The sequence below is a fragment of the uncultured Bacteroides sp. genome (genome assembly GCF_905207245.1).
Taxonomy (GTDB): Bacteria; Bacteroidota; Bacteroidia; order Bacteroidales; family Bacteroidaceae; genus Bacteroides.
The window spans coordinates 17,701-41,320 of record NZ_CAJLKP010000018.1 but is presented as its reverse complement, the minus strand read 5'-3'; the positions used below and the strand labels follow the sequence as shown (position 1 = coordinate 41,320).

At 43.6% G+C, this 23,620-nt stretch carries 20 protein-coding genes; 14 read left to right on the top strand and 6 right to left on the bottom strand.

All coding sequences use genetic code 11. The features are described 5' to 3' along the window. The first annotated feature begins 38 nt into the window (after nt 1–38). Nucleotides 39–740: a DNA alkylation repair protein gene (locus tag QZ135_RS07905; protein ID WP_294607578.1), complete on the top strand. Its 702-nt coding sequence runs from the start codon at nt 39–41 to the stop codon at nt 738–740. Here QZ135_RS07905 and QZ135_RS07900 read toward each other — a convergent pair. Beyond that, nucleotides 727–1,362: a DUF6266 family protein gene (locus QZ135_RS07900; protein ID WP_294607575.1), complete on the bottom strand. Its 636-nt coding sequence runs from the start codon at nt 1,360–1,362 to the stop codon at nt 727–729. The genes QZ135_RS07905 and QZ135_RS07900 overlap by 14 nt on opposite strands. Nucleotides 1,363–2,204: 842 nt before the next feature. Here QZ135_RS07900 and QZ135_RS07895 point away from each other — a divergent pair. From QZ135_RS07895 to QZ135_RS07840, 12 genes are all read left to right on the top strand, one after another. Then, nucleotides 2,205–3,968, top strand: coding sequence for an Ig-like domain-containing protein (locus QZ135_RS07895; protein WP_294607573.1), 1,764 nt, complete (start codon nt 2,205–2,207; stop codon nt 3,966–3,968). A 12-nt stretch (nt 3,969–3,980) separates the two neighbouring features. Then, the gene (locus QZ135_RS07890) at nt 3,981–4,517 is read left to right on the top strand and encodes a hypothetical protein (protein ID WP_294607570.1); all 537 of its coding nucleotides are present in this window, start codon (nt 3,981–3,983) and stop codon (nt 4,515–4,517) included. A gap of 28 nt (nt 4,518–4,545) precedes the next feature. Continuing rightward, complete coding sequence (locus QZ135_RS07885; RefSeq protein WP_294607568.1) at nt 4,546–5,718, top strand: radical SAM peptide maturase, CXXX-repeat target family; 1,173 nt, start codon at nt 4,546–4,548, stop codon at nt 5,716–5,718. Then, nucleotides 5,712–6,653, top strand: a complete 942-nt coding sequence (locus QZ135_RS07880; protein ID WP_294607566.1) for a CXXX repeat peptide maturase — start codon at nt 5,712–5,714, stop codon at nt 6,651–6,653. The genes QZ135_RS07885 and QZ135_RS07880 overlap by 7 nt, the downstream gene beginning before the upstream one ends. 19 nt (nt 6,654–6,672) lie before the next feature. Then, on the top strand, nt 6,673–6,948 hold the full coding sequence (locus tag QZ135_RS07875) for a CXXX repeat peptide modification system protein (RefSeq protein ID WP_294607563.1): 276 nt from the start codon (nt 6,673–6,675) through the stop codon (nt 6,946–6,948). 26 nt (nt 6,949–6,974) lie between these two features. Continuing rightward, nucleotides 6,975–8,012 carry a hypothetical protein gene (locus QZ135_RS07870; protein ID WP_294607560.1) on the top strand — a complete coding sequence of 346 codons (1,038 nt, stop codon included), beginning with the start codon at nt 6,975–6,977 and terminating at the stop codon, nt 8,010–8,012. Nucleotides 8,013–8,200: 188 nt separating this feature from the next. Then, nucleotides 8,201–9,301, top strand: a complete 1,101-nt coding sequence (locus tag QZ135_RS07865) for an ATP-binding protein (RefSeq protein ID WP_294607557.1) — start codon at nt 8,201–8,203, stop codon at nt 9,299–9,301. A 2-nt stretch (nt 9,302–9,303) separates the two neighbouring features. After that, nucleotides 9,304–9,945, top strand: a complete 642-nt coding sequence (locus QZ135_RS07860) for a DUF3226 domain-containing protein (RefSeq protein ID WP_294607554.1) — start codon at nt 9,304–9,306, stop codon at nt 9,943–9,945. Between the two features lie 3 nt (nt 9,946–9,948). Further along, the gene (ruvB, locus tag QZ135_RS07855; RefSeq protein WP_294607552.1) at nt 9,949–10,980 is read left to right on the top strand and encodes a Holliday junction branch migration DNA helicase RuvB; all 1,032 of its coding nucleotides are present in this window, start codon (nt 9,949–9,951) and stop codon (nt 10,978–10,980) included. 70 nt (nt 10,981–11,050) lie between these two features. Continuing rightward, the gene (locus tag QZ135_RS07850; RefSeq protein WP_294607549.1) at nt 11,051–12,496 is read left to right on the top strand and encodes a lipopolysaccharide biosynthesis protein; all 1,446 of its coding nucleotides are present in this window, start codon (nt 11,051–11,053) and stop codon (nt 12,494–12,496) included. An 8-nt stretch (nt 12,497–12,504) separates the two neighbouring features. Beyond that, nucleotides 12,505–13,875: a TIGR00341 family protein gene (locus tag QZ135_RS07845; protein ID WP_294607545.1), complete on the top strand. Its 1,371-nt coding sequence runs from the start codon at nt 12,505–12,507 to the stop codon at nt 13,873–13,875. 100 nt (nt 13,876–13,975) lie between these two features. After that, nucleotides 13,976–16,111 carry a S46 family peptidase gene (locus QZ135_RS07840; protein WP_294607543.1) on the top strand — a complete coding sequence of 712 codons (2,136 nt, stop codon included), beginning with the start codon at nt 13,976–13,978 and terminating at the stop codon, nt 16,109–16,111. A 46-nt stretch (nt 16,112–16,157) separates the two neighbouring features. On the opposite strand, the gene ahpF is transcribed toward QZ135_RS07840, so the two are convergent. The 3 genes from ahpF to QZ135_RS07825 all read right to left on the bottom strand — a co-directional run bounded on the left by ahpF (nt 16,158) and on the right by QZ135_RS07825 (nt 19,833). Next, nucleotides 16,158–17,717: an alkyl hydroperoxide reductase subunit F gene (gene ahpF / locus QZ135_RS07835; protein WP_294607540.1), complete on the bottom strand. Its 1,560-nt coding sequence runs from the start codon at nt 17,715–17,717 to the stop codon at nt 16,158–16,160. 100 nt (nt 17,718–17,817) lie between these two features. Continuing rightward, nucleotides 17,818–18,384 (bottom strand): alkyl hydroperoxide reductase subunit C, encoded by a 567-nt coding sequence (gene ahpC / locus QZ135_RS07830; protein ID WP_294607539.1) that lies wholly within the window; start codon nt 18,382–18,384, stop codon nt 17,818–17,820. A gap of 522 nt (nt 18,385–18,906) precedes the next feature. Beyond that, nucleotides 18,907–19,833, bottom strand: a complete 927-nt coding sequence (locus QZ135_RS07825; RefSeq protein WP_294607536.1) for a hydrogen peroxide-inducible genes activator — start codon at nt 19,831–19,833, stop codon at nt 18,907–18,909. 215 nt (nt 19,834–20,048) lie between these two features. On the opposite strand from QZ135_RS07825, the gene QZ135_RS07820 reads away from it, so the two are divergent. Further along, nucleotides 20,049–20,540, top strand: a complete 492-nt coding sequence (locus QZ135_RS07820; RefSeq protein WP_294607628.1) for a Dps family protein — start codon at nt 20,049–20,051, stop codon at nt 20,538–20,540. A 61-nt stretch (nt 20,541–20,601) separates the two neighbouring features. On the opposite strand, the gene QZ135_RS07815 is transcribed toward QZ135_RS07820, so the two are convergent. Beyond that, nucleotides 20,602–21,468 (bottom strand): DMT family transporter, encoded by an 867-nt coding sequence (locus QZ135_RS07815; protein ID WP_294607533.1) that lies wholly within the window; start codon nt 21,466–21,468, stop codon nt 20,602–20,604. A 94-nt stretch (nt 21,469–21,562) separates the two neighbouring features. After that, the gene (locus QZ135_RS07810) at nt 21,563–23,542 is read right to left on the bottom strand and encodes a DEAD/DEAH box helicase (RefSeq protein WP_294607530.1); all 1,980 of its coding nucleotides are present in this window, start codon (nt 23,540–23,542) and stop codon (nt 21,563–21,565) included. Nucleotides 23,543–23,620 lie beyond the last annotated feature (78 nt).

The window sequence follows — 23,620 nt, the reverse complement described above, 5'->3', positions numbered from 1 at the left end:
GGAAAAGGATATTTTTGTAGCCTGCTAAATTTAAGAGAATGCAAAGAACTAAAGAAATCCAGCAGGAGCTGGAGCAATACATTGACCCTGTGAAGCGGGAATATCTCCCCAATTTCTTTAAAACCGGAAAGGGGCAATACGGAGAAGGTGATAAATTCCTCGGTATTGTGGTTCCCAATACCCGTATCGTGGCAAAACGACATAAAGACGCACCTTTCGAGGTGATGGCGGAATTGCTGCAAAGTGAATGGCACGAGTGCCGCCTCTGTGCCCTGCTGATGCTAGTGGAGCGTTTCAAGAAGTGCGATGAAAACGGAAAAAAGGAAATATTCGATTTCTATCTGGCGCAAACCGCCCGTATCAATAACTGGGACCTTGTGGACTTGTCCGCTCCGGGCATTGTGGGCGAATATCTGAAAGACAACCCCCGTGATGTACTCTATCGTCTGGCGGATAGCGATTTGCTTTGGGACCAGCGCATTGCAGTTGTGTCTACCTATACATTAATCAAAAACAACGATTTCATCGATATTTTGGCTCTGTCCGAACGATTGCTTTATCATAAACATGATTTGATGCAAAAGGCCGTGGGCTGGATGCTGCGTGAGATGGGAAAGCGGGACAAGGACTTGCTGGTGCAATTCCTTGAAAAGTACTGTAAGACGATGCCCCGCACTACGTTGCGCTATGCGATAGAGAAGTTTCCGGAGGACGAACGGAAAGAGTTCATGAAACGGTAAGTGGCAGGCATACACTATTAGCTACGCTTTCGTCGGTTGCGCTGCAAAAGCCCAGGTAGGCAATCAATGTATCGCTCTTCCAGTCTTTAGGCAGTTGCAATTCGGCTTTGCCATCTGTGCGTGTGGCGGCAGTTGCATCATAGGTCGCCAAATTTTTCTCTTTGTTGTACACTAATAGCATGGCTGCATCTGTAGCCATGGCGTTTCCCTGTCCGCTGTTGTCCAGCCAGGTGAAAAGGGCTTTGTCTTCTTCTGTTGTCACTGCTGCGTTAAAAGCTTGTGTCAGGCTTCCGTGCGATACCAACACTTTGTTAGGGTCTATCACTAATCCCTGCTCACTGTCCGTCAAGGCATTTTTCATTACATAAGACATGGCGGCGTTGAAGGCTGTCTGCTTTTCCGCGAATTCCCGGTATCCGATACGCAGAAAAGGGGTGATTGTTTTGAGGAAGTTGAGTGCTACCTGAAATTTACTGCGTTGCCCTTGTTGCTTTTCGGTGCGTGGATTGGTCATGTATGCAGGGCGGGTTCTCATGTAAGGCACACCTTTCCAGGTGCAACCTACCAGATTTCCTACTTTTCCCGTAAATTCGCCAAAAGCTCCTTGTTTGATTTTTCCCATGATGGTTTAATTTTTAATTGTTAATACATTGTTGTTTGTGAAGGAGGAGAGAAGCTTTGTTTTGGCCTTTCTTATTCTTCGTGCATTGCTTTTTGAGAAGTGTTGCATCACAAAGGTATGAATAAACTTTTTCTTTTCTTTTGATTTGCAGAGTTTATTTTCAAGAATTTATGGGTATACGGAGAGAATGTATGTGATGCAGTGTTTCGGCATAAATATTACCGGTATCAGACATGGTTACGTCTTACCTTCTCCCTATATAATAAGAAGGAGTAGGTAGGGAGTAGGTAAGGAGTAAGTAGGGAGTAGGTACGAACCGGATATTTCTTTCTCATGGTTATCTGGATGGCTATGAGGTCCTAAACGGATGTTATGCGGTAAAAAATGGACAATAAAAACATCTTGAATAATTTGGTCTGTACACTGAAACTTCTTAACTTTGTCACAATCTCAGCTAGCCAGTGGGTTAGGGGGAGGTTTTTATTATTTTAATAGAAAGACGTTTACGGACGTTATCTTCTAGTCTCAAATCTCGCAAATTTGAAATCTATAAGAAGATACGGCAACGGGAACGTCCACTTGAGGTGTTTTGTTCAAACATTGCGCTTGGCGTGGTGTTCTGTATATTCATCTTGGCGTGGGCTAGCTGCGTTGCTTATCCTTATAGATGGGCATGCGAGAGCCTGAGACTGGGATAAGTGAAAGTACAGACTCCCACGTCTTTTTTGTATACTGCTGAATCAGGGGAAGTCTATAGGCATTAACCTATATGGATTATGCTTAGAGGAGAGAAATCAAATGGCAAATTACGGCACGTTTTAGTTGTGATAGTTATATCGTTTATGCTACCGTTAGCTATTGGCTGTAGCAAAGATGATAGTAAAGAGGAAGTTACTATTCCTGATATAGCATTGAATAAAAGTGAATTGGCGCTGGAAAAAGGTAAGACGGAAAGATTGATTGCTTCTTTTACTCCTGCTGAAACACCTGATAAAGGACATGTGTGGGCTTCCAGTGCCCCTGGCGTTGCAGTGGTGGATGAAACGGGAATGGTGACGGCTGTGGAGCCGGGAGAAGCGGTTGTTACAGCAACCGCGTTGACGGGTAAAAAGAAAGCCACTTGCAAGATAACAGTAGTAGATAAGGTTGTCAAAGTGACAGGAGTATCGATAAAACCTACAGAGACTACTATGGTAGTGGGAGATGACTTGATGCTTGAAGCTGTTGTGACACCAGAGAATGCGACAAACAAAACTGTAGCGTGGAGCTCGGATGATAGCAAAATAGCATCGGTGGATGCTGCCGGTAAAGTGACTGCTATAGCCGAGGGAAAGGTTACTATTGAAGCGACTACGGATGATGGCGATAAAACGGCATCCTGTCGGATTACAATCGTTAATAGAGGAGTGGAGATTTCTAAACCGGAGGTATCGGATATTACTTCTGTTTCGGCTCTCGTGGAGGGAACTGTCAAGCCTTCGGGTGTTAAGGTCACGGAGGTAGGTATTTGTTACTCTACTTCTCAATCTCCCACTGTCAATGACAAGAAGGTCGCTTTGTCCGGCGAAGATATTTCTTACACCCTGACCAAGCTGGAGGCAAATACTACTTATTATGTCCGCATATATGCTGTTGTGGATGGGGCGGCTAAGTATGGCGACCAGGCTATGTTTACTACGGCAGTGACCGTGGAAATTTCAGTACCTCAAATTTCTTCTATTTCTTCATCTTCGGCACAGATCTCAGGAACAATTACGACGTATGGTTTGCAAATGGATGAGGTTGGTATTTGTTATTCTACTACATCAATGCCGACGGTTGATGCTACTAAGGCTGTGCTTTCGGGTAATAAGATAGAATACACGCTGAATGAATTGACTCCCGAAACAGCTTATTATGTTCGTATATATGCTAAATTGGGTGCGGAATATTACTATGGAGATCAAGGAGCATTTACTACCTCAGGGATTATTAAAACACACTTTGAACCTACAGATATATATGAAGACAAGGTGGTGCTTACATCTGTTGCTCCAAGTGGGGTGAAGAAAGTAGATGTATGCTACGGAACATCGCCTAATCCTAAGATTACAGATAATGTTACTACGGCAAGTGTAGGTAGTGACGGGAAATTGAGATTGTCTTTAACAAAGTTGAGTAAGGGGACTACTTATTATCTAAGGGCTTACAGCCGTGTAGATTCAAAAATAGAGTATTACGATGATGAGGTGTCGGTGAAAACTGTTGGAGGAAATGATTTCTTTGTTAAATATACATATGAGCGGTATGAGAAAATGGATGATACTAATCCTTATAGCCGCTATCGGGTTTTTCTGAATTTTACCTATGATATAAAGTTAGCAGGTACATATTTGGTTGAAACTGATGATGGAGAATTGAAGAAAGCTGCGGACTATTCTCAATCAATATATATAGAAAATGGAACGGGCACTTTTTATTATATGAGAAAGGGAGGAGATGTATCATATTCCGGTGCTGCATCTTATATTGATTTTATTACGGAAGCGGATATCAGATTTACGAATCTTGAGAATAATCTGCGTTATCACTTTACGGTTCCTGCTAAATATTATAAAGGTTACTAATTTAGGGTTACTATGAAAAGAATGAAAGAAATATCACGCAGAGAGTTTTTTAAAGTAGCCATCAAGAAAACAATACCGTTTTTAGGGCTTATTGCTATTGCTCCTATATTGGATAGTTGCAGTAAAGATGATGAACCGTCGGGATGTAATAACAGTTGCATGGGAACAGCACAGAGTGGTTGTGGTTCTACCTGTAGCAACAGCTGCGTAGGGACATCGCAAGGTGGTTGTGGAGATGGTTGCAAAAATGGCTGTAAAGAAGGCTGTTCCAGTGGTTGTGATAATACAGCCAAATCTTCTTGTTCAGATTGCAGCACTTCTTGTAGTAATGGTTGTAAAGAAGGGTGCAGCAATGGTTGTAAGGATTCTGCTAAGTCATCCGGTTGCTCGGGCTGTGGCAATAGTTGTAATCTGGCTTGTGCGCAAACTTGTACGACAACTTGTCGTGGTGCATGTGTTTCAACCTGTTTGGGGCAGTGTAAGGGTACTTGTATGTTTGGATGTCAAACGGGATGCCGGAATGGGTGCCGGAGTTATAATAAATACTAACTTTTAAAATATTCGTTATATTTTAAAAATGGAAGGAATTAAAAAGAAGGAAGTGGACTGGAAGTCTGGAATGGCAAAGAATATCACTTTTATTGTCACGAAAGACTGCCAACTCGCTTGTAAATATTGCTACCTCGTGGGTAAAAACTCGAAAGAGCGAATGTCTTGGGAGGTAGCCAAACAAGCTATTGACTATGTATTAGAACGTGAAGAGGATTTTCCCGAAGAGTCTGTGGTATGGGATTTCATAGGCGGAGAGCCTTTTCTGGAAATAGACCTGATAGATAAGATTTGTGATTATATCAAGGTTGAACAATTCCAAAGAGATCATCATTGGTTTGGCGCTTACCGCTTCAGCTTTTCTACAAATGGCATCAATTACCATGAAGAAAAGGTACAGCAATTTATCCTGAAAAATAAGGAACATCTCAGTATTGGCATTACCATCGACGGTACGGAGATGAAGCATGACCTGAACCGCGTGTATAAGGCAAGCGGACGGGGATCTTATAAAGATGTTGTGCGCAACATTCCTTTATGGTTGTCACAGTTTCCTGATGCAAGTACGAAAGTGACTATCAGCAGTGCCGATATTCCTTATATCAAGGAAAGTGTTCTTCATCTTTATTCTTTGGGCATTCATGAAGTGAACATTAACTGTGTGTTTGAGGAAGTATGGAAAGTAGGGGATGACAGGCTGTTTGAAGAACAACTGCTGATGCTGGCGGATGCTATCATTGATAATAGCTATTACCGGGATTATTCTTGTTCTTTTTTTGGTGAGCATTTAGGGAAACCATTGGATTGTAAGTTGCAGAATCAGAATTGGTGCGGCGCGGGTATGATGCTGGCTGTAGATGCAATGGGAAATTTTTATCCATGTACTCGTTTTGCACAATACTCCCTTCGCAATAAGAAAGCTTGGATCATTGGTAATATTCATGATGGCATTGATAAGAACAAGTTGCGGCCTTTCTTGACATTGGACCGTTGTACGCAAAGTACACAAGAATGCATAGATTGTGAAGTGGCAAGTGGATGCGCATGGTGTCAGGGAGAAAACTATGATGCTGCCGATACTTCTACCATCTACCAGCGTTCTACAGCTATCTGCAAAATGCACAAGGCACGGGTAAAGGCTAATAATTATTACTGGAACAGGCTTTTACGTAAAATGGAATCGGAGGGCGAACCATGCTGAAATATTTAATTGTTTTATTGGATGATACCAGTACGTCCTATTGTCATTATGAGAATCCGAAGACGGAACATAAGCTAATCAGTTTGCAGGATTTGCGGGCTGCTATCCTTCTGGCAATGAAAGAGAATCTGATGGTTCAGTTTGTTTATCCTGATTACAAATTACCTCAGGAATATGAGGAAATCATAGAAACGACGGAGCATTGTAAAATTATGCCTGTTGCCTGTTGCGCTGGAGCGGACATTATCGTTTGGGATTATTGGGAGAATTCGGAAGGTCGGAATATGGACAGGGATAAGGTCTATGTATTGAGAACGAAGAAAGAGGATTTTTTCAGTCATTATGAGAAAGTGGGAAAGATGTTGATTCATGTGGCTCGCCTGAATATAATACTGACTGATGTGGATACTTTTACAGAAGCTGACTTCGATAAGTATAAGTCCGTGTTGGCTGAACTGGCTTTTCAGTTAAAGGGTTTTTATAATGAGAAGACGACCCCTCAATTCAACCTGCTGACTGACCGTATGCTGCTTGATAGTATGAATAACTGTAATGCCGGATGGGAGAATATAACGCTTGCCCCGGACGGGAAATTTTATGTTTGTCCTGCTTTTTATCTGTCAGGTGAGGGCTATTCCATTGGTGATTTGGATAAGGGACTTGATATCAGGAATCCTCAGTTATACCGTCTGAGCCATGCACCGCTATGTAGGCATTGTGATGCTTATCAATGCAAGCGTTGTATTTGGCTGAATAGAAAAACGACTCTAGAAGTGAATACCCCTTCGTATGAGCAATGCGTGACTGCCCATTTGGAACGTAATGCCTCGCGTGATTTGTTGCAAGAAATACGTAAATCGGGGTGCTTTCTACAAGGCAGGGAAATAACTGAGATAGATTATTTGGATCCGTTTGATGTGAGAAAGAAATATTAAAATGTAATGAGATATGATTATGAAGAAATTGGTAGGAGCAGTTACAGAACAAGAGAAACTTGAGATTCAGGTTCTTTTTGAACGTCGGAATGGGCTGAATGAGTTGGCCAAAATCATAACAGGGAGTAATGAGATGTTGTATGAAAAACTGGTGAAAGACCTTGGAGAGACAGGAAGAAAATTTCAGGACTGGTGGGATCGTATGTCAGATCAATATCAATGGGAACAGCGCGAGAAAGGTAATTGGGAGATTAATTTTAGTACGAATGAGATTTATCTGGTTTATGAAGAATAATGTTTTATTATTTATATTGTAATATTATGAGAAAGAATATTTGTTTAAAAAGTGGGATAATGGTGGTATGCATATTATCTCTCTCCGCATGTGGTTCTGGTAAGTTTCTTGATTTGTATGCACCGGAAGAAAGCGGCTTGAATGTTATGAAGATTACGGATGAGGCATCAAATTCTGTAATAGGAAATAATTCTGCCGGAGGGTTGGGGTTTTTGGCGAAAGGAAACTTTGCCTCTACTACTATAGGAGGGTGTAAAAATAGTAATGTATATTGGGGTACGGAGAGGCTACTCTCTATCTCATCGGATGGTCTGGAATTGGGATATGTAAGCAGTATCAATAAGCAATGGAATATTATGATTCGCAAAGCGGGTGCGCAAGGTGCTTCTACGCAACGTACGTTTAGGGATGTTAATGATTTCTCATGGGGAAATGACGGGAATTTGTATTTTTCTGACAAATCGGATATTCAACGTATGCAAATAGGCACTACTAATGCCCATGCGGGCAGCATTATGCGGCAACTTACTAATAATAGCATTGACAAGAATCCCGTCATTACAATGGATGGAAAACTATTGTTCTTTACACGTGTTGACAAATCGGGACCTTTTATCTGGTCTTTGGATTTAGAAAATGGGGCGTTGACGTCTTGTGCCCGTGGCTATAATCCATGTATTGTGGGGAACAGTAACGATTCTTTTATCTGTGTCCGTAACTCTACATCGGGGATTAGTGAACTTTGGTTGGTGAATTATGTGGATGGTAAAGAAACACTGATTCTTTCAGATAAGAACAGAGGATTTACTAATCCGACGGTATCTCCCGACGGGCAGTGGATCTTATGTCAGGGAAACAGTAAGTCATCCATCACTAAAAAGAATAATCTGGATATTTTTGCTGTGAAAATTGATGGAACAGGCTTTATACAGTTGACTTATCATCCTGCTAGTGACTGCTGTCCCATATGGTCGGCTGATGGAAAGAATATCTATTTCATTTCCAGTCGTGCAAATAAAGAAGATTATTTTAATATATGGAGAATGAGGTTTGATTTACGCTAGGCGGTGATTTCTTAAAAAACTATATGTAAATAGAACTGTGTGGCTTTCATACAGTTCTATTTTTTTTCACTGTAAGTTTGATAGTGCCAAAAAGATGGATAGGAATAGAGGTGTTTGTGAAAAGAGTTAACTTATAGGGGTTATCTCAAAATAAATTAGTTATTTTGCAGAAAACAAAAAATTGCGGTATGAAGTCACTGTGCATCAAGAACTATAAGAATCTTAAAGAATTGTCGCTCAATTCGCTTGCTCCGGTTAATCTGATAGTGGGGCGTAACAATGTAGGTAAGTCTACGTTGCTGGAGGCCATTTCTATCTACATAACGAATGGTAGCGATGAATGGCTGAAAACGATTCTGGATATTCGGGGAGAATTGGTGAATGTAGATTTTGCGAAAGGAGAAATAGATTCCAATAAAATATTATTGGAGCATTATAGCTCTTTGTTTAATGACCACTGCAAAGAGTTTGTAAATTCTACTGTTATTTCAATAGGCGAAAATGAAGACTTGTTGAATATCAGACTGGTGCATGTATCCGAAAAGACGATAAAGAGCGAAGATGGATTTGAAACGAGGAAATATGTATCGTATAATGATTGTGATAATGTTTCAGATTCTCAGTCGTTGCTGTATTTAGGAGATGGACTGGAGGTTTCTTCTGCTTCTGCTTCCAAAATTCTAATTCCCTTTTTTCAACGTAGAGCCTTTGGGAGTGTGAAAGATAAAATGCCATTTGAATATGTCTTGGTAGAGGATTTTCAGTTGAGAAGGAATGTGCTGCTTTTCGATAGAGTTTCTTTGTCTGATGAAGAAAAATACGTTGTTGAGGCTTTACGTATCATAGAGCCAAGAGTAGATAGACTCAATTTCTTGAATGAAAATGAGTTCTCGAATGTAAGGGTACCCTATGTAACTTTAAAGGATACAGGGCAACGCTTTCGTTTAAGTTCGATGGGGGATGGCACCAATAGGGTTTTGAGCATTATTCTTGGTTTGGTCAACTGTAAGGGAGGTGTTTTCTTATTAGATGAGTTTGAAACAGGACTTCACTATACTGTACAGACAAAATTGTGGGAAGTGATTTTTATGCTTTCTGAGAAGTTGAATATTCAGGTCTTTGTTACTTCGCATAGTCGTGATTGCATCAACAGTTTTGTTGCTGCTAATGAAAAAAAGTTGGGGCAGATTATTCGTTTAGATAACAGAGATGGAAATATTGTTGCTGTAAGTTATGATAATGAAGAAGACATGAAATTTATAGCACAAAGTAATGTAGAAATACGTTGATCATGAATAATAAGACGATTTTTCCTTATAGACTGTTTGTTGAAGGGGTGAATGATCTGCATGTCGTATCTTCGTTATGTGAGAATCATAAGTTGACGGAGAACTTTAATATAGAAGCTTGCGGAAGTGATAAAAATGTTATCAGGCAATTCAAGATCGCTATTACGAATCCTGCAGTTTATCAGCGTATCGGAATTATGGTGGATGCGGATAATGATGTTAAGGGACGCTGGATGCAATTGGTTGATATTTTGATGAAAAGTGGTAAGTATGACTGTGAAAACCTAGAATTGCCACTTGATGGATTGGTGCTTTATCCTTTGAATAGCTGTGATGCAATAATTGGTATATGGATTATGCCGAATAATAACTTGGAGGGAATGTTGGAGGATTTTGTTTTGCAATTAGTTTCTTCAGAAAATGTTCTGATGCAAAAGGCTGAATCCACATTATCTGAATTGGAGGCTAAAGAAATTCAACAATATAAAAGAGTACACAGGTCAAAGGCTAAGGTACATACATTTTTGGCATGGCAAGATGAACCGGGGCGACCTATGGGACAGGCCATTACTGCTCGTGTGCTGAACCCGGATGCTGAGCAAGCGAGGGTATTTATTGATTGGTTGAACAAATTGTATAATTAATAAATGGAACAAGAAGATTTTGACATACGTGATAATCAGTTGACCAGTAGGGAACGCGATTTTGAGAACGCACTTCGCCCGTTGTCCTTTGAAGACTTCAGTGGACAGGACAAAGTGGTGGACAATCTGCGCATCTTTGTCAAGGCGGCCCGTCTGCGTGGCGAGGCACTGGACCATGTATTGCTGCACGGACCTCCGGGATTGGGAAAGACGACACTTTCAAATATTATTGCTAATGAACTGGGGGTAGGCTTCAAGGTTACTTCCGGTCCGGTGCTTGATAAACCGGGCGACTTGGCTGGGGTGCTTACCAGTCTGGAACCGAATGACGTGCTGTTTATCGATGAAATTCACCGCCTTTCTCCGGTGGTGGAGGAGTATCTGTACTCCGCAATGGAGGATTACCGCATTGATATTATGATAGATAAAGGCCCGTCTGCACGGAGTATTCAGATTGATCTGAATCCGTTTACGATGGTGGGGGCTACTACCCGTAGCGGTTTGTTGACTGCGCCTTTGCGTGCCCGTTTTGGTATTAATCTGCATTTGGAATATTACGATGATGACGTGTTGAGCGGTATTATTCGCCGTTCGGCAGGAATATTGAATGTACCTTGCTCTACAAGAGCAGCGTCTGAGATCGCTTCTCGTAGCCGTGGAACGCCGCGTATTGCGAATGCATTGCTGCGTCGCGTGCGGGATTTTGCACAAGTGAAAGGGTCGGGGAGTATTGATACGGAGATTGCCAACTTCGCTTTGGAAGCACTGAATATTGATAAGTATGGTCTTGATGAAATTGACAATAAGATACTTTGTACCATTATTGATAAGTTCAAAGGTGGTCCGGTAGGGCTTACTACCATTGCTACGGCATTGGGTGAAGATGCCGGGACTTTAGAGGAGGTGTATGAACCGTTCCTGATTAAAGAGGGTTTCTTAAAACGTACCCCCCGCGGACGTGAAGTAACTGAACTGGCTTATAAACATTTAGGACGTAGTCTTTACAATAGTCAGCGTACCTTATTTAACGACTGAGAACAAATACTTTCTCTATTTTCTTCTCAGATTGAAAATAAAGATGGGGCTGTTTATTAATTAAGAAAACATGGCGGGATTAAAAAGTTTAGCAAAAGAGACAGCTATTTATGGGGTGAGTAGTATTGTAGGACGTTTCCTCAATTATCTGCTGGTACCTGTATATACGATAGCTTTGCCTGCATCATCGGGTGGTTATGGTGTGGTTACGAATATATATGCCTGGGTGGCATTGATACTGGTATTGCTGACGTGCGGCATGGAAACGGGATTCTTCCGTTTTGCCAATAAAGGGCAAGATGATCCGATGCGGGTATATTCCACCACCTTGTTGAGCGTAAGTATCGGCTCTGTGGTATTTGTAGCTTTGGGGTTGTTATTTTTGGAACCTATTGCCGGATGGTTGGAATACGGAGAACACCCCTGGTATATAGGTATGATGATGATTGTGGTGGCAATGGATGCTATTCAAAGCATTCCGTTCGCTTATCTGCGTTATAAGAAACGTCCCATTAAGTTTGCGGCGCTAAAGTTGTTGTTTATCTTCCTCAATATTGCTCTTAATCTTTTCTATTACGTTGTTCTGAAAGGAAATGATGTAGGTTATGCCTTTCTCTTCAATCTGATATGTACCTCTGTTGTCATGTTGTGCATGATACCGGAACTGAGGGGATTTACTTATGTGCTGGATAGAGAGTTGCTGAAACGGATGCTTCGTTACTCTTTGCCATTGGTGATATTGGGTGTGGCAGGTATCTTGAATCAGGTGGCTGACAAGATTATCTTTCCTTTTGTCTACCCTGATGAGGCGGAGGCCACCGTGCAACTTGGCATTTACGGGGCTGCCAGTAAGATAGCCATGATTATGGCTATGTTTACCCAGGCATTCCGCTTTGCTTACGAACCTTTTGTATTTGGTAAGAGCAAGGATAAAGACAGCCGTGAGATGTATGCACAGGCAATGAAGTTCTTCATTATCTTTACGTTGCTGGCCTTCCTGGCAGTGATGTTTTATATGGACATTCTTCGCCACGTCATCGGGCGTGATTATTGGGATGGACTGAGGGTAGTGCCTATCGTGATGGCGGCGGAAATCTTCATGGGCATTTACTTTAATCTCTCTTTCTGGTATAAACTGATTGATGAAACCCGTTGGGGAGCTTACTTCTCATTGACGGGCTGTACCATCCTGATACTTATGAACATCTTCCTGATACCGAAGTACGGTTATATAGCTTGTGCCTGGGCGGGTTTCACCGGCTACGGTGTTGCTATGTTACTTTCCTACTTTGTCGGTCAGAAAAAGTATCCGATACAGTACGACCTGAAAGCGATCGGGATGTACGTCCTCCTGGCAGCCGTACTTTATGTGGCAGCCGAGTATGTGCCGATAGATAACATCTACCTGCGCATGATGTATCGCACCATCTTATTATTATTGTTTATTGCTTATGTTGTGAAGCGTGATTTGCCGCTTGGGCAGATACCTGTCTTAAACCGTTTCATTCGAAAATAATAGCGCTTATGGAAACACCTGAACAAAACCGGAATATATTTGCTATCAAGAAATTCCTAAACGAATATCTTGACTTACGAAAAGACAAAGACAATGAATTGGAAACCGTAGACTCTATCCGTAAAGGAGTGGAGTTCAAGGGAGCGAATCTGTGGATTCTGATATTTGCCATCTTCATGGCGTCATTAGGTCTGAATGTCAATTCCACTGCCGTAATTATCGGTGCTATGTTGATTTCCCCGCTGATGGGTCCTATCATGGGGGTGGGGCTTTCCGTTGGTTTGAATGACTTTGAATTGATGAAGCGTTCATTGAAGAGTTTCTTGATAACGACACTGTTCAGCGTGACGACGGCTACCATTTTCTTCCTGGTAAGCCCGGTTGCCGAGGGACAATCGGAGTTGCTGGCACGCACCTCACCTACGATTTATGACGTATTCATCGCACTAATGGGTGGTCTTGCCGGTGTGGTGGCCCTTTCTACCAAAGAAAAAGGAAATGTGATTCCCGGCGTTGCCATTGCCACGGCATTGATGCCGCCACTCTGTACGGCAGGTTACGGACTGGCAACGGGAAATCTTGTTTATTTCCTTGGTGCTTTCTATCTTTATTTCATTAACTCGGTGTTCATCAGCCTTGCCACCTTTGTCGGTGTGCGTGTGATGCATTTCCAACGAAAGGAGTTTGTAGATAAGAAACGGGAAAAGAAAGTGCGCCAATACATCATACTCATTGCCGTACTGACGATGTGCCCGGCTGTTTATCTCACAGTGGGCATCATCCAGAGCACTTTCTATGAGAGTTCTGCCAACCGGTTTGTTGCTGAACAACTCTCTTTTGAGAATACGCAGGTGCTGGATAAGAAAATCCATTATCATGGCACTAAGGACAATGAGATACGTGTGGTTTTGATTGGTCAGGAAGTTCCCGAGGCGTCTATTGCTATTGCCCGTGGGAAGATGAAAGATTATAAGTTGGGTGAAACGAAGCTGACCGTTCTTCAAGGAATGAATAATGAGGCTGTGGATATTTCTTCTATCCGGGCTATGGTGATGGAAGATTTCTATAAGAACAGTGAAGAGCGGCTGGTGGAACAGGCGAAGAAGATTTCTTCGCTGGAACAGAACCTTGCGAAATATAAATCTTTTGATGAATTGGGAAAGACAATCATCCCGGAACTGAAAGTGCTGTATCCATCGGTAAAAACGGTTTCTATTTCTCATGCGATAGAGTTGACGGTCGATTCGATACGGACGGATACCATTACGCTTGCCGTACTGAAATTCGGTAAACATCCCAATGCACAGGAAAAGGAGAAGATTGCTGAATGGCTAAAGGCGAGGACAGGGGCGAAACAGCTAAGACTGATTGCAGAATAATATGAATCCAGGTTCAGCCCGGGAGGGTTAGGGAATTGTAATACTAACTGATAGTTCTTCATTAAATTATCATTTAAATCACTTAAATACTAAATATAGAATGAAGTTAAAGTATATCCTGATAACCGTTTGCTGCTTCTTCACCTTGGCAGGACAGGCGGACGAAGGTATGTGGATGCTGGGAAACCTGAATAAACAGACCCGTAAGACCATGAAAGAACTCGGCCTGCAAATGTCTGCCGATAAACTATATAATCCGAAGAAGCCGTCGTTGAAAGATGCGGTAGTCAGTTTCGGAGGGTTTTGTTCAGGAGTGGTAGTGTCGGAAGACGGGTTGGTGTTTACCAATCATCATTGTGGTTTTAGCAGTGTGCAGCAACATTCATCGGTGGAACATGATTACCTCAAGAATGGTTTTGTGGCACGTAGCCGTGAAGAAGAACTCCCTAATCCGGAACTTTATGTCCGTTTTCTGTTACGCACAGAAGATGTGACGAAACGTGTGCTGAGAGCTGTCAAACCTTCGATGAATGAGATGGAACGTTCCAGTGCGGTAGATTCCATGATGCTGGTGATAGGTGGTGAGGTTTCCCACAAGGATTCTACTTTAATCGGTATTGTGGATGCTTACTATGGTGGCAATGAGTTCTGGCTTTCTGTTTACCGCGACTTTAATGATGTCCGGTTGGTGTTTGCACCGCCTTCTTCTATCGGTAAGTTTGGTTGGGATACGGACAATTGGGTGTGGCCGCGGCATACGGGAGATTTCTGTGTGTTCCGTATCTATGCAGACCGCAATAACCATCCTGCCGAATATTCTCCCGAGAATGTTCCTTATCATCCTGAATATGTAGCTCCGATTTCGCTGGACGGCTATCGGGAAGGTTCTTTCTGTATGACGCTGGGTTATCCCGGCAGTACGGAACGCTATCTCTCTTCGTTCGGTATAGAAGAAATGATGAACAATTCCAATCAGGCGCAGATAGATGTCCGTGGTGTGAAGCAGGCCATCTGGAAGCGTGAGATGGACCGCAATGACAGTGTACGCATCAAGTATGCCTCCAAGTATGATGAAAGTTCCAACTACTGGAAGAACAGTATCGGCACAAACCGAGCTATCCGTAAACTGGGGATATTGGAGAAGAAACGGGCTATGGAACAGGAACTTCGCCGATGGATACAGCAGAATCCGGAAGAGAGAGAGAAGCTGTTGCAACTGTTCACAGACCTGGAACTGAATTACAAGAACCGCCGTGAGGTGAACCGTGCACAAGCTTATTTTATAGAATCATTCCTGTATGCCCCGGAGCTGGTGCAACTTGCTCTGAAAATACTGAATTTCGACTTTGAGGGAGAAGAGAAGACTGTTGTGGCGGGTTTAAAGGATATTGTAGAGCAATACTCCAATCTGGATTTGGAGATTGATAAAGAAGTGTTTACGGCTGCATTAAAGGAATATCGTTCTAAAGTAGATACTACTTTTCTGCCTGCAATCTATCATACCATTGCGCAGGAATACAATGGAGATGAAAAAGCTTATGTGGACAGCCTTTATGCCCACTCCGAACTGACTACTCCCCGTGGCTTGAAGCGTTTCCTTGAACGGGACACTACTTACCAGATATTTGATGATCCGGCCATTTCCCTGGGTATAGATATGCTGACAATGCTGTTTGATATGAATATGCAGATGCAGGCACCCACTTCGGAGATTATCCGAGGAGAACGCTTGTTGAATGGGGCTATCCGGCGGATGTATGCTTCGCGCAATTTCTATCCGGATGCTAATTCTACCATGCGGTTGAGCTTTGGCACTGTGGCGGGATATACACCTTTTGATGGCGTGGAATATGCTTATTATACCACTTCAAAAGGAGTTTTAGAGAAGGTAAAAGCAAATGTGGGGGATGTGGATTTTGCTGTTCAGCCGGAAATCCTGTCGTTGCTTTCTTCGGGAGATTTTGGAAGATATGCCGATGAAAAGGGGGAAATGAAAGTGTGCTTCATCTCGAATAATGATATTACGGGCGGGAATTCAGGCAGTGCCATGTTTAATGCAAAAGGTGAGTTGCTGGGCTTGGCGTTCGACGGAAATTGGGAAGCGATGAGTAGTGATATTCTGTATGAGCCGAAGATGCAGCGCTGCATCGGGGTGGATGTAAGGTATATCCTGTTTATTATAGAGAAGTATGGTAAGGCAAGCCATTTGGTGCAGGAACTGAAAATTAGTGATTAGTGGTTAGTGATGAGTGGGCACTGCGCAGCCCACTCATCATTCATCACTAAATTATCCCTCTTATTCTGTCGTCAAATGCTGAAAGCGCTGCTTTTGCCCCTTCACCCATTGCAATGACAATCTGTTTATAAGGTACGGTCGATACATCTCCTGCTGCATATACTCCCGGAATATTGGTCCGGCAATAAGCATCAATCTTGATTTCTCCTTGTGGTGTAACCTCCAGTTCTTCCCGGAAAGGAATACTATTTGCTGCCAGTCCTATCTGTACGAAGATACCATCGAGTGGGAAATCCCGTTCTTCGTTGGTCACGCGGTCCTTGACACGGATGCTTACTACTTTATCTCCGTTTCCCAAGACTTTTGTAGTTTGTGAAGACGTGAAGATTTCAACATTCGGTAGGCTCTGCGCTTTTTCTTGCAGCACCTGGTCTGCTTTCAGACTATCAGCAAACTCAAATACGGTTACTTCCCGGCATATACCGGCCAGATCGATGGCGGCTTCTATACCGGAGTTTCCGCCTCCGATTACGGCTACATCCTTTCCCTGATAGAACGGTCCGTCGCAATGCGGACAGAAGGCAACGCCTCTACCGATGTACTCCGTTTCACCTTCTACATTCAGTTTCCGCCAACTGGCACCTGTCGCAATAATCACGCTGGGGGAAGTGAAAGTCTCACCGCCTACTACCGAAATAGCTTTTTCTTTACCTTGAAGTTCCGCCTTCTCTATTTTCCGGTCTTCAAATAAATCGATAGGATAGTGATTGATATGGCTCCTTAAATTATCCGCCAGTTGTGCCCCCGTTGTCTGCGAAATGGAAATCAGATTCTCGATACCTACGGTTTCTTTCACCTGACCACCAATCTTTTCGGCAACAATAGCCACACGCAATCCCTTGCGGGCTGAATATATAGCTGCTGAGGCTCCTGCCGGTCCGCCGCCCAATACAAGGACATCATAGGCCCGTGATACGGGTTCTGCATTTGCCAATGGCTCGGAACCAAACATATCTTCTAACTTTTGTAAAAGTTCCCCCAGCGTGCCACGTCCGACGTGGAGCAATTTCCCATTGGCGTATACGGACGGTACGCCTTGTATCTTCAGTGCATCCACTTCTTTCTGGAAGAGGGCTCCGTCTATCATTTCGTGCGTAATTTGTCCGTTCAGCAGGGCAATGACATTCAGAGCCTGCACCACATCGGGGCAATTCGTACATGTCAGCGATACATAAGTTTGCAGGGAAACAGGTCCTTTCAATGCCTGTATGCGTCGCTGTATGACTTCATCAGGAATATTTTTACCTTTGCTGTCTGCGTTGAGTACTGCCAGAAGCAAGGAAGTGAATTCATGTCCGTTCGGTATTCCACGGAACTTCACACCGGTTTCTTTTCCATCTTTCAGCAGGGAGAACTCCAGTTTCGGCTCTTCGGTTTCCGTTATTTCGCAGGATAGTTTGGCGGAACATTCGGCTACATCTTTCAGCAAATCTATCAGTTCCTGTGCGCTCTCGTGCCGTGGATGGCATACAATATGAAAGGTGTACGTCGCTTCCAGATTCTGGAAGATGCCGCGTATCTGTTCTTTTAATGCTAAGTCTAACATAATCTATTACTGTTTTTTGAGAATAAAACAAGCCCCCTCCAAAGTGTGTGTGCAAGATACAGGATAGAGGGGGCTCGCTAATTAAAAAAGGGAGATGAACTTAAATTTTACCAACCAAATCGATGCTTGGTTTCAGTGTTTCGCCGCCTTTCTTCCATTTTGCGGGACATACTTCGCCGTCGTGCGTAGCCACGAATTGTGCTGCTTCCACCTTGCGGAGGAGCTCGTCGGCGTTACGTCCGATGTTGTTATCTTGAATTTCTGCAATCTTGATTTTGCCCTCAGGATTTACGACGAACGTGCCCCGGTAAGCCATACCTTCGTCTTCAATCATTACGCCGAATGCACGGGTCAGGACTCCTGTCGGGTCTGCCAACATAGGATACTTGATTTTACGAATGCTCTCGGATGCATCGTGCCATGCTTTGTGCACGAAGTGGGAGTCTGTGCTTACTGAATATACCTCCACGCCCATTGCCTGGAACTGCTCGTATTTTTCGGCGATGTCCACCAATTCAGTAGGGCATACAAAAGTAAAGTCTGCGGGATAGAAGAAGAAAATAGCCCATTTGCCTTTTACGTCTTCGTTAGTTACTGTTTTGAAACTTCCGTTCTGGAATGCCTGAACTTTGAATTCAGGAAGCTGGGAATTGATAATTGGTTCCATAATCTTTTTTGTTTTTAAAAGGTTTAGTACTTTGTTTTACTGATGCAAAGTTCATGCAAACCGAATGCAGAAGCAAGCTCGCTTGATTATGCTGAGGTGCAGCTGAATTTCGCTTTTGCAAAAATATAGCATCTTTTGCCGATAGAACAAAAAAAACGATTGAAAAGATTTATGGGGCGATAGAAGAAATCTATCTACTTGCACCAGCCTTATGATAAATGCCTTGTTTGTAGCAAAGGGGAAGGGGGCGTTCATTGTAGAGAAAAGCCGACTTATATATTTCCTTTCATGGAAATTCTATTTCCCCCAAATGGTAACTTCATTTACATGCCGAGGTAAAGGGCGTTACATGCCGAGGTAAAAGCCGTTACAATACGGGGTAAAGAGCGTTACATACAGTGGTAAATGCTTTTACATCGTGAGGTAAATAGAATGTAAATGCTATCTGTTGATAATCAGATAACTATCTAAATGCATTGGCAAATGCTAATTCGTTGTCATAGTGTTTTAAAGGAATTGATACTATACCAGTGTCTGTGTGGCTTTCAGGGAAAGCATCTCTTTGGGCACTGCGCCGTGTATTTCTTTGACCAGCACTTCCAACAAAGTATGGCGGACAAAGTTTTTGTTAGTCAGCATCACAATCTGCCGGGTGGGGGCAGGGATGGCAAAAGTGCGTACCAATTCTTTTTGAGTTTCGCCCAATTGCATTACTGCCAGTTCGGGGATGAAGGTCACGCCCTTGCCGCTTTCCACCATGCGCATGAAAGTCTCCATACTGCCCAAATGATAGGCCAACTGACTGGCGCGGGCGGCTTTTAGTTGGCAGAAGCGTACCAGTTGGTCGCGGAAGCAGTGCCCTTCATCGAGCAGCCAAAGCTGTTCTCCGGTCATGTCGGAGGTGCGGATAATCTCATTGTTGAACAAGGTGTCCTCACGCGCAACGTAAGCAAAGAATTGTTCATAGAACAGAGACGTTTGCCGGAACTCTTCCATCCCTGCCAGGCTTGCAACGATGCCTGCATCTATCTCCCCGGTTTGCAGGGCTTGCTTGATATCTTTGGTTTTCATTTCCGTCACACGGATGTCCAGTTGGGGATATTTCTTCATCAGTTGCGGGAAGAAGCGCGGCAGGAGGTAAGGGGCGATAGTGGGCAATATTCCCAGTTTGAAGATGCCCGATAGGGAATGTTTTTCTTCCTCTATAATATCCTTTATGCGGTCGGCCTGCGACAGCACCACGTGGGCCTGTTCCAGGATGAGCAGTCCGATGGGGGTGGGACAGATAGGTTGCTGGCTACGGTCGAATATTTTGGTTTCCAATTCGTCTTCCAGTTTCTGTATCATGGCACTGAGGGTGGGTTGAGTGACCCGACAATGTTCTGCCGCTTTGGCAAAATGACGGAACCTGTCGACGGCAAGGATATATTCCAATTGTTGTAAAGTCATGATAAATAGAGGGTTTGAATGGGTAATATAGATTCTGTCTATGCAAAGATAGAAATTATCTGTTTGACAAGCATTGATTTGCCCCTTATCTTTGTACAAAAAACGAAGAAGGCTGCATCTCAGCATAATCAAGCAAGTTTGCTTTTGATTTCAATTTGCACTTTCTTTATAACAGAAAAAACAAAAACAGTATAAACTTTTAAAACAGTAAAATGATGAAGACTTTAGATTATATCAAATTAAACGAATCGGGAGTAGCTAACGTAGTATCTGCATTGCATCAGCTTTTGGCAGATTTCCAGGTACATTACACAAACCTGCGCGGTTTCCACTGGAACATCAAAGGACACGGTTTCTTTGTACTGCATGAGAAGTTCGAAAGCATGTACGATGATGCAGCCGAGAAGATAGACGAAATTGCAGAACGTATCCTGATGTTGGGCGGCGTACCTGAAAACAAGTTCAGCGAATACCTGAAGGTTGCAAAAATCAAAGAAGTATCTGAGATTTCATGTGGCAGTGATGCCGTTAGCCATATTCTTGAGACATACGGATATCTCATCGGTGAAGAGAGAAAAGTAATCAGACTGGCGGGTGAAGCCGGTGATGACGTTACTGCCGACCTGATGACTGGTTATCTGAAAGAACAAGAAAAGATGGTTTGGATGTTGACTGCTTTTAGCACAAAATCTTGCACAGACAAGTAATTTTATAGGTTTAGGTGATAAATGATGGAAAAGGTGATGAAGTGGTGGAGACACTGCTTTGTCACCTTTTCAATATAATCACCGTCACCGCCGAAATAATCAGCATAATTCCCAAAGCGATACTTTGAGTGAAGGGTTCTCCGAAGATGAGGATACCCACGCAAACAGCAGTAACAGGCTCCATGGCTCCCAACACAGAGGTGAGCGTGGAGCCTATGTTTTTGATGGCACGCACCAGTGCCAAATTGGAAATAACAGTCGGTACTAAAGCAAGCATTACAAGGTTACCCAAAGTAATCCGGTCCGGAATGGCTTGTATGCCGATACCTGCCGCTTCTATCCCGATGAAAAGGAGGATTCCGCCAAACAGGAAGACGTAAAATGTCATTTTCAGTCCCTTCATTTCGAGGGATTTCAGTTGGCTGACGGTGACCAGATAGAGTGCATAGCCCAAGGCGGAAAGCAGAACGATGAAGATGCCTGTTAACGTTACGGTTCCCGTTGTGTCTCCATGTGAAAGGAAGAAAACGCCGCTCACAGCCAATGCTATTGCTGCTATGCGCCACAGTGATTTCTTTTCGCGAAAGAAGACCATCATAATGAGTGTGGTCAACACCGGATACATGAAATGAAGGGTAGTGGCTACGCCGCTTGACATGAACCTATATCCCCAAAAGAGGAAAACCGCAGAACTATCGTATAGCAATGCCAGTAGCATAAGTGGAAGTATCTCCGTCCGCCGGATGCGGAAAGATTGTTTATCGAGTAACAGAATGCCCGCCAGTGCCAACATGGCAAACAGGAAACGGTAGAGCAATATGGACCAGAACTGCATCCCCTGATGCATGGCGGGTATAGTGAACAACGGAATAAGTCCGAAGCTCGCCGAAGAGAGAAGTCCATATAAGAAACCGTTTACTTTATTCATGTTCAAAAAGTGATAAAGTGATAAAGTAATGGGGTGATAGGGTGATGTTACTTATTATCACTCTATCACCCCATTACTTTATTACTCTATGCTATTATTTCTTCTTCGGTGTCCGTCTTGCCCAGCCTTCTTCGCTGAAGTCAGGTTCTTTATCACGGAACTCCTTGTTGTCACCCTGAAAGAATTGTCTCCAATCATCCTTTTTCCCGCGAGAGTTGGTGTAGCCACGCTCTTCGCGGCTTGGCTTGCTTTTCTTCTTGTCGGCCGGAGTGCTATTTTTCCTGTCAGCCGGAGCACTTTCCGATTTACTTCTGCTCTTTCTGGGGGTATCGCTGCGTTTATCGTCTTTGAAGCTACGCTTCTTGCCATCAAACTCTTTCTTGCCGTAATTGCCGCCTTCGGCTCTGCGTCTGCCTTTGGGTGCTTCCTTGCCTTCTTCGCCTGCAATCTCTACAGATACCTTGCGGCCGTTCCAGTTGGCGCGGTTCAGGGATTTCACTACATTGGCGGCTTCCTTCTCGTCTACCTCAAAGAAAGAGAATTTGGGCATGAGGTCAATGCGTCCCAGCTCTACCCGTCCGCGGGTATTGTTGTTCAGCAGACTTATCAACTCGTTGGGGAAGAAGTTATCCATCTTGCCTAGGTTGATAAACAGGCGGGTGTAACCCGGTTCTGCCTTGCGCGAGCCTGTGCTGCGTTCGCCACCACGTTCTCCGTTTCTGGAAGTGCGTTCACCACGACTGTCGGTAGGTATTTCTATATCTCCGCGATTGCGGTAATATTCTGAAAAACGGTTGAACTCATGAGAAACCATACGTTTGATAAGGTCTTCTTTGCTCAGCCAGTCCAGCTTACGGTAGATATCGGGCATGAAGTCGGCCATATCTTCTTCGTTCACCTTCACCTTCTCCAGGTCGTCGATTACTTTCAGAAGTTGTTTCTCGCAAATCTGTTTGCCGGTAGGCATTTCTCCTATAATGAACTTTTTACTGATGATGCGTTCTATTTCGCGCATCTTACCCTTTTCACGCAGGTTGATGATGGCGATGGAAGTACCCGTCTTTCCGGCACGTCCCGTGCGTCCGCTGCGGTGAGTGTAACTTTCGGTATCATCGGGCAAACCGTAGTTGATGACGTGTGTCAGGTCGTCTACATCCAGTCCGCGTGCGGCTACGTCTGTGGCAACCAGGATTTGCAGGTTGCGAATGCGGAACTTCTGCATCACAGTGTCACGTTGTGCCTGGCTCAGTTCACCATGCAGTGAATCGGCATTATAACCGTCCTGCATCAGTTTGTCGGCAATCTCTTGCGTCTCTTTACGGGTGCGGCAGAAGATGATTCCGTATATTTGGGGATAATAGTCTACAATACGTTTCAAGGCCGCGTATTTATCTTTGGCATGAACGGTGAAGACTACATGCTTCACGTTGCTTGTACTTTCATTTTTCCGTCCGATAGTGATTTCTTTGGCATCACGTAAGTACTTCTTTGAAATACGTGCAATCTCCGGGCTCATAGTGGCGGAGAATAATAACGTATTACGTTCCTGAGGCACATCGGCGAGAATGGCGTTGATACTGTCCGTGAAACCCATGTTCAGCATTTCGTCAGCTTCGTCCATCACTACGTTCTGAATAGTGGCGAGCGATACCGTTTTGCGTTCCATCAGGTCAAGCAGTCGTCCCGGGGTGGCAACGATAATGTGTACGCCCTGTTTCAGTGCGCGTATCTGGCTATCGATGGATGAACCGCCGTATACGGGCAGCACCCGCAAGCCGGTGACGTATTTGGAATAATCGTTCAGATCACCTGCAATCTGCAAGCAAAGTTCACGTGTCGGGCAAAGTATAAGGGATTGTGGAATCCGGTTCTTTACATTAATTTTCTGGATAAGTGGCAAGCCGAATGCGGCGGTTTTTCCGGTTCCAGTCTGTGCAAGTGCTACAATATCATTATTTTCTCCTAAAAGGTAAGGAATCACTTCCTCTTGTACCGGCATGGGACACTCATATCCCATTTCTTCAATGGCGCGGCGTATCTCCGGCGACAGACCGAGCTCTTCAAAATTCTTCATTAAATCTTTGTATATCTTTATATTTTGGGCGCAAAGATAAGAGTTTTTTGGTGATAAACGATTAGTTATTAGTGATAA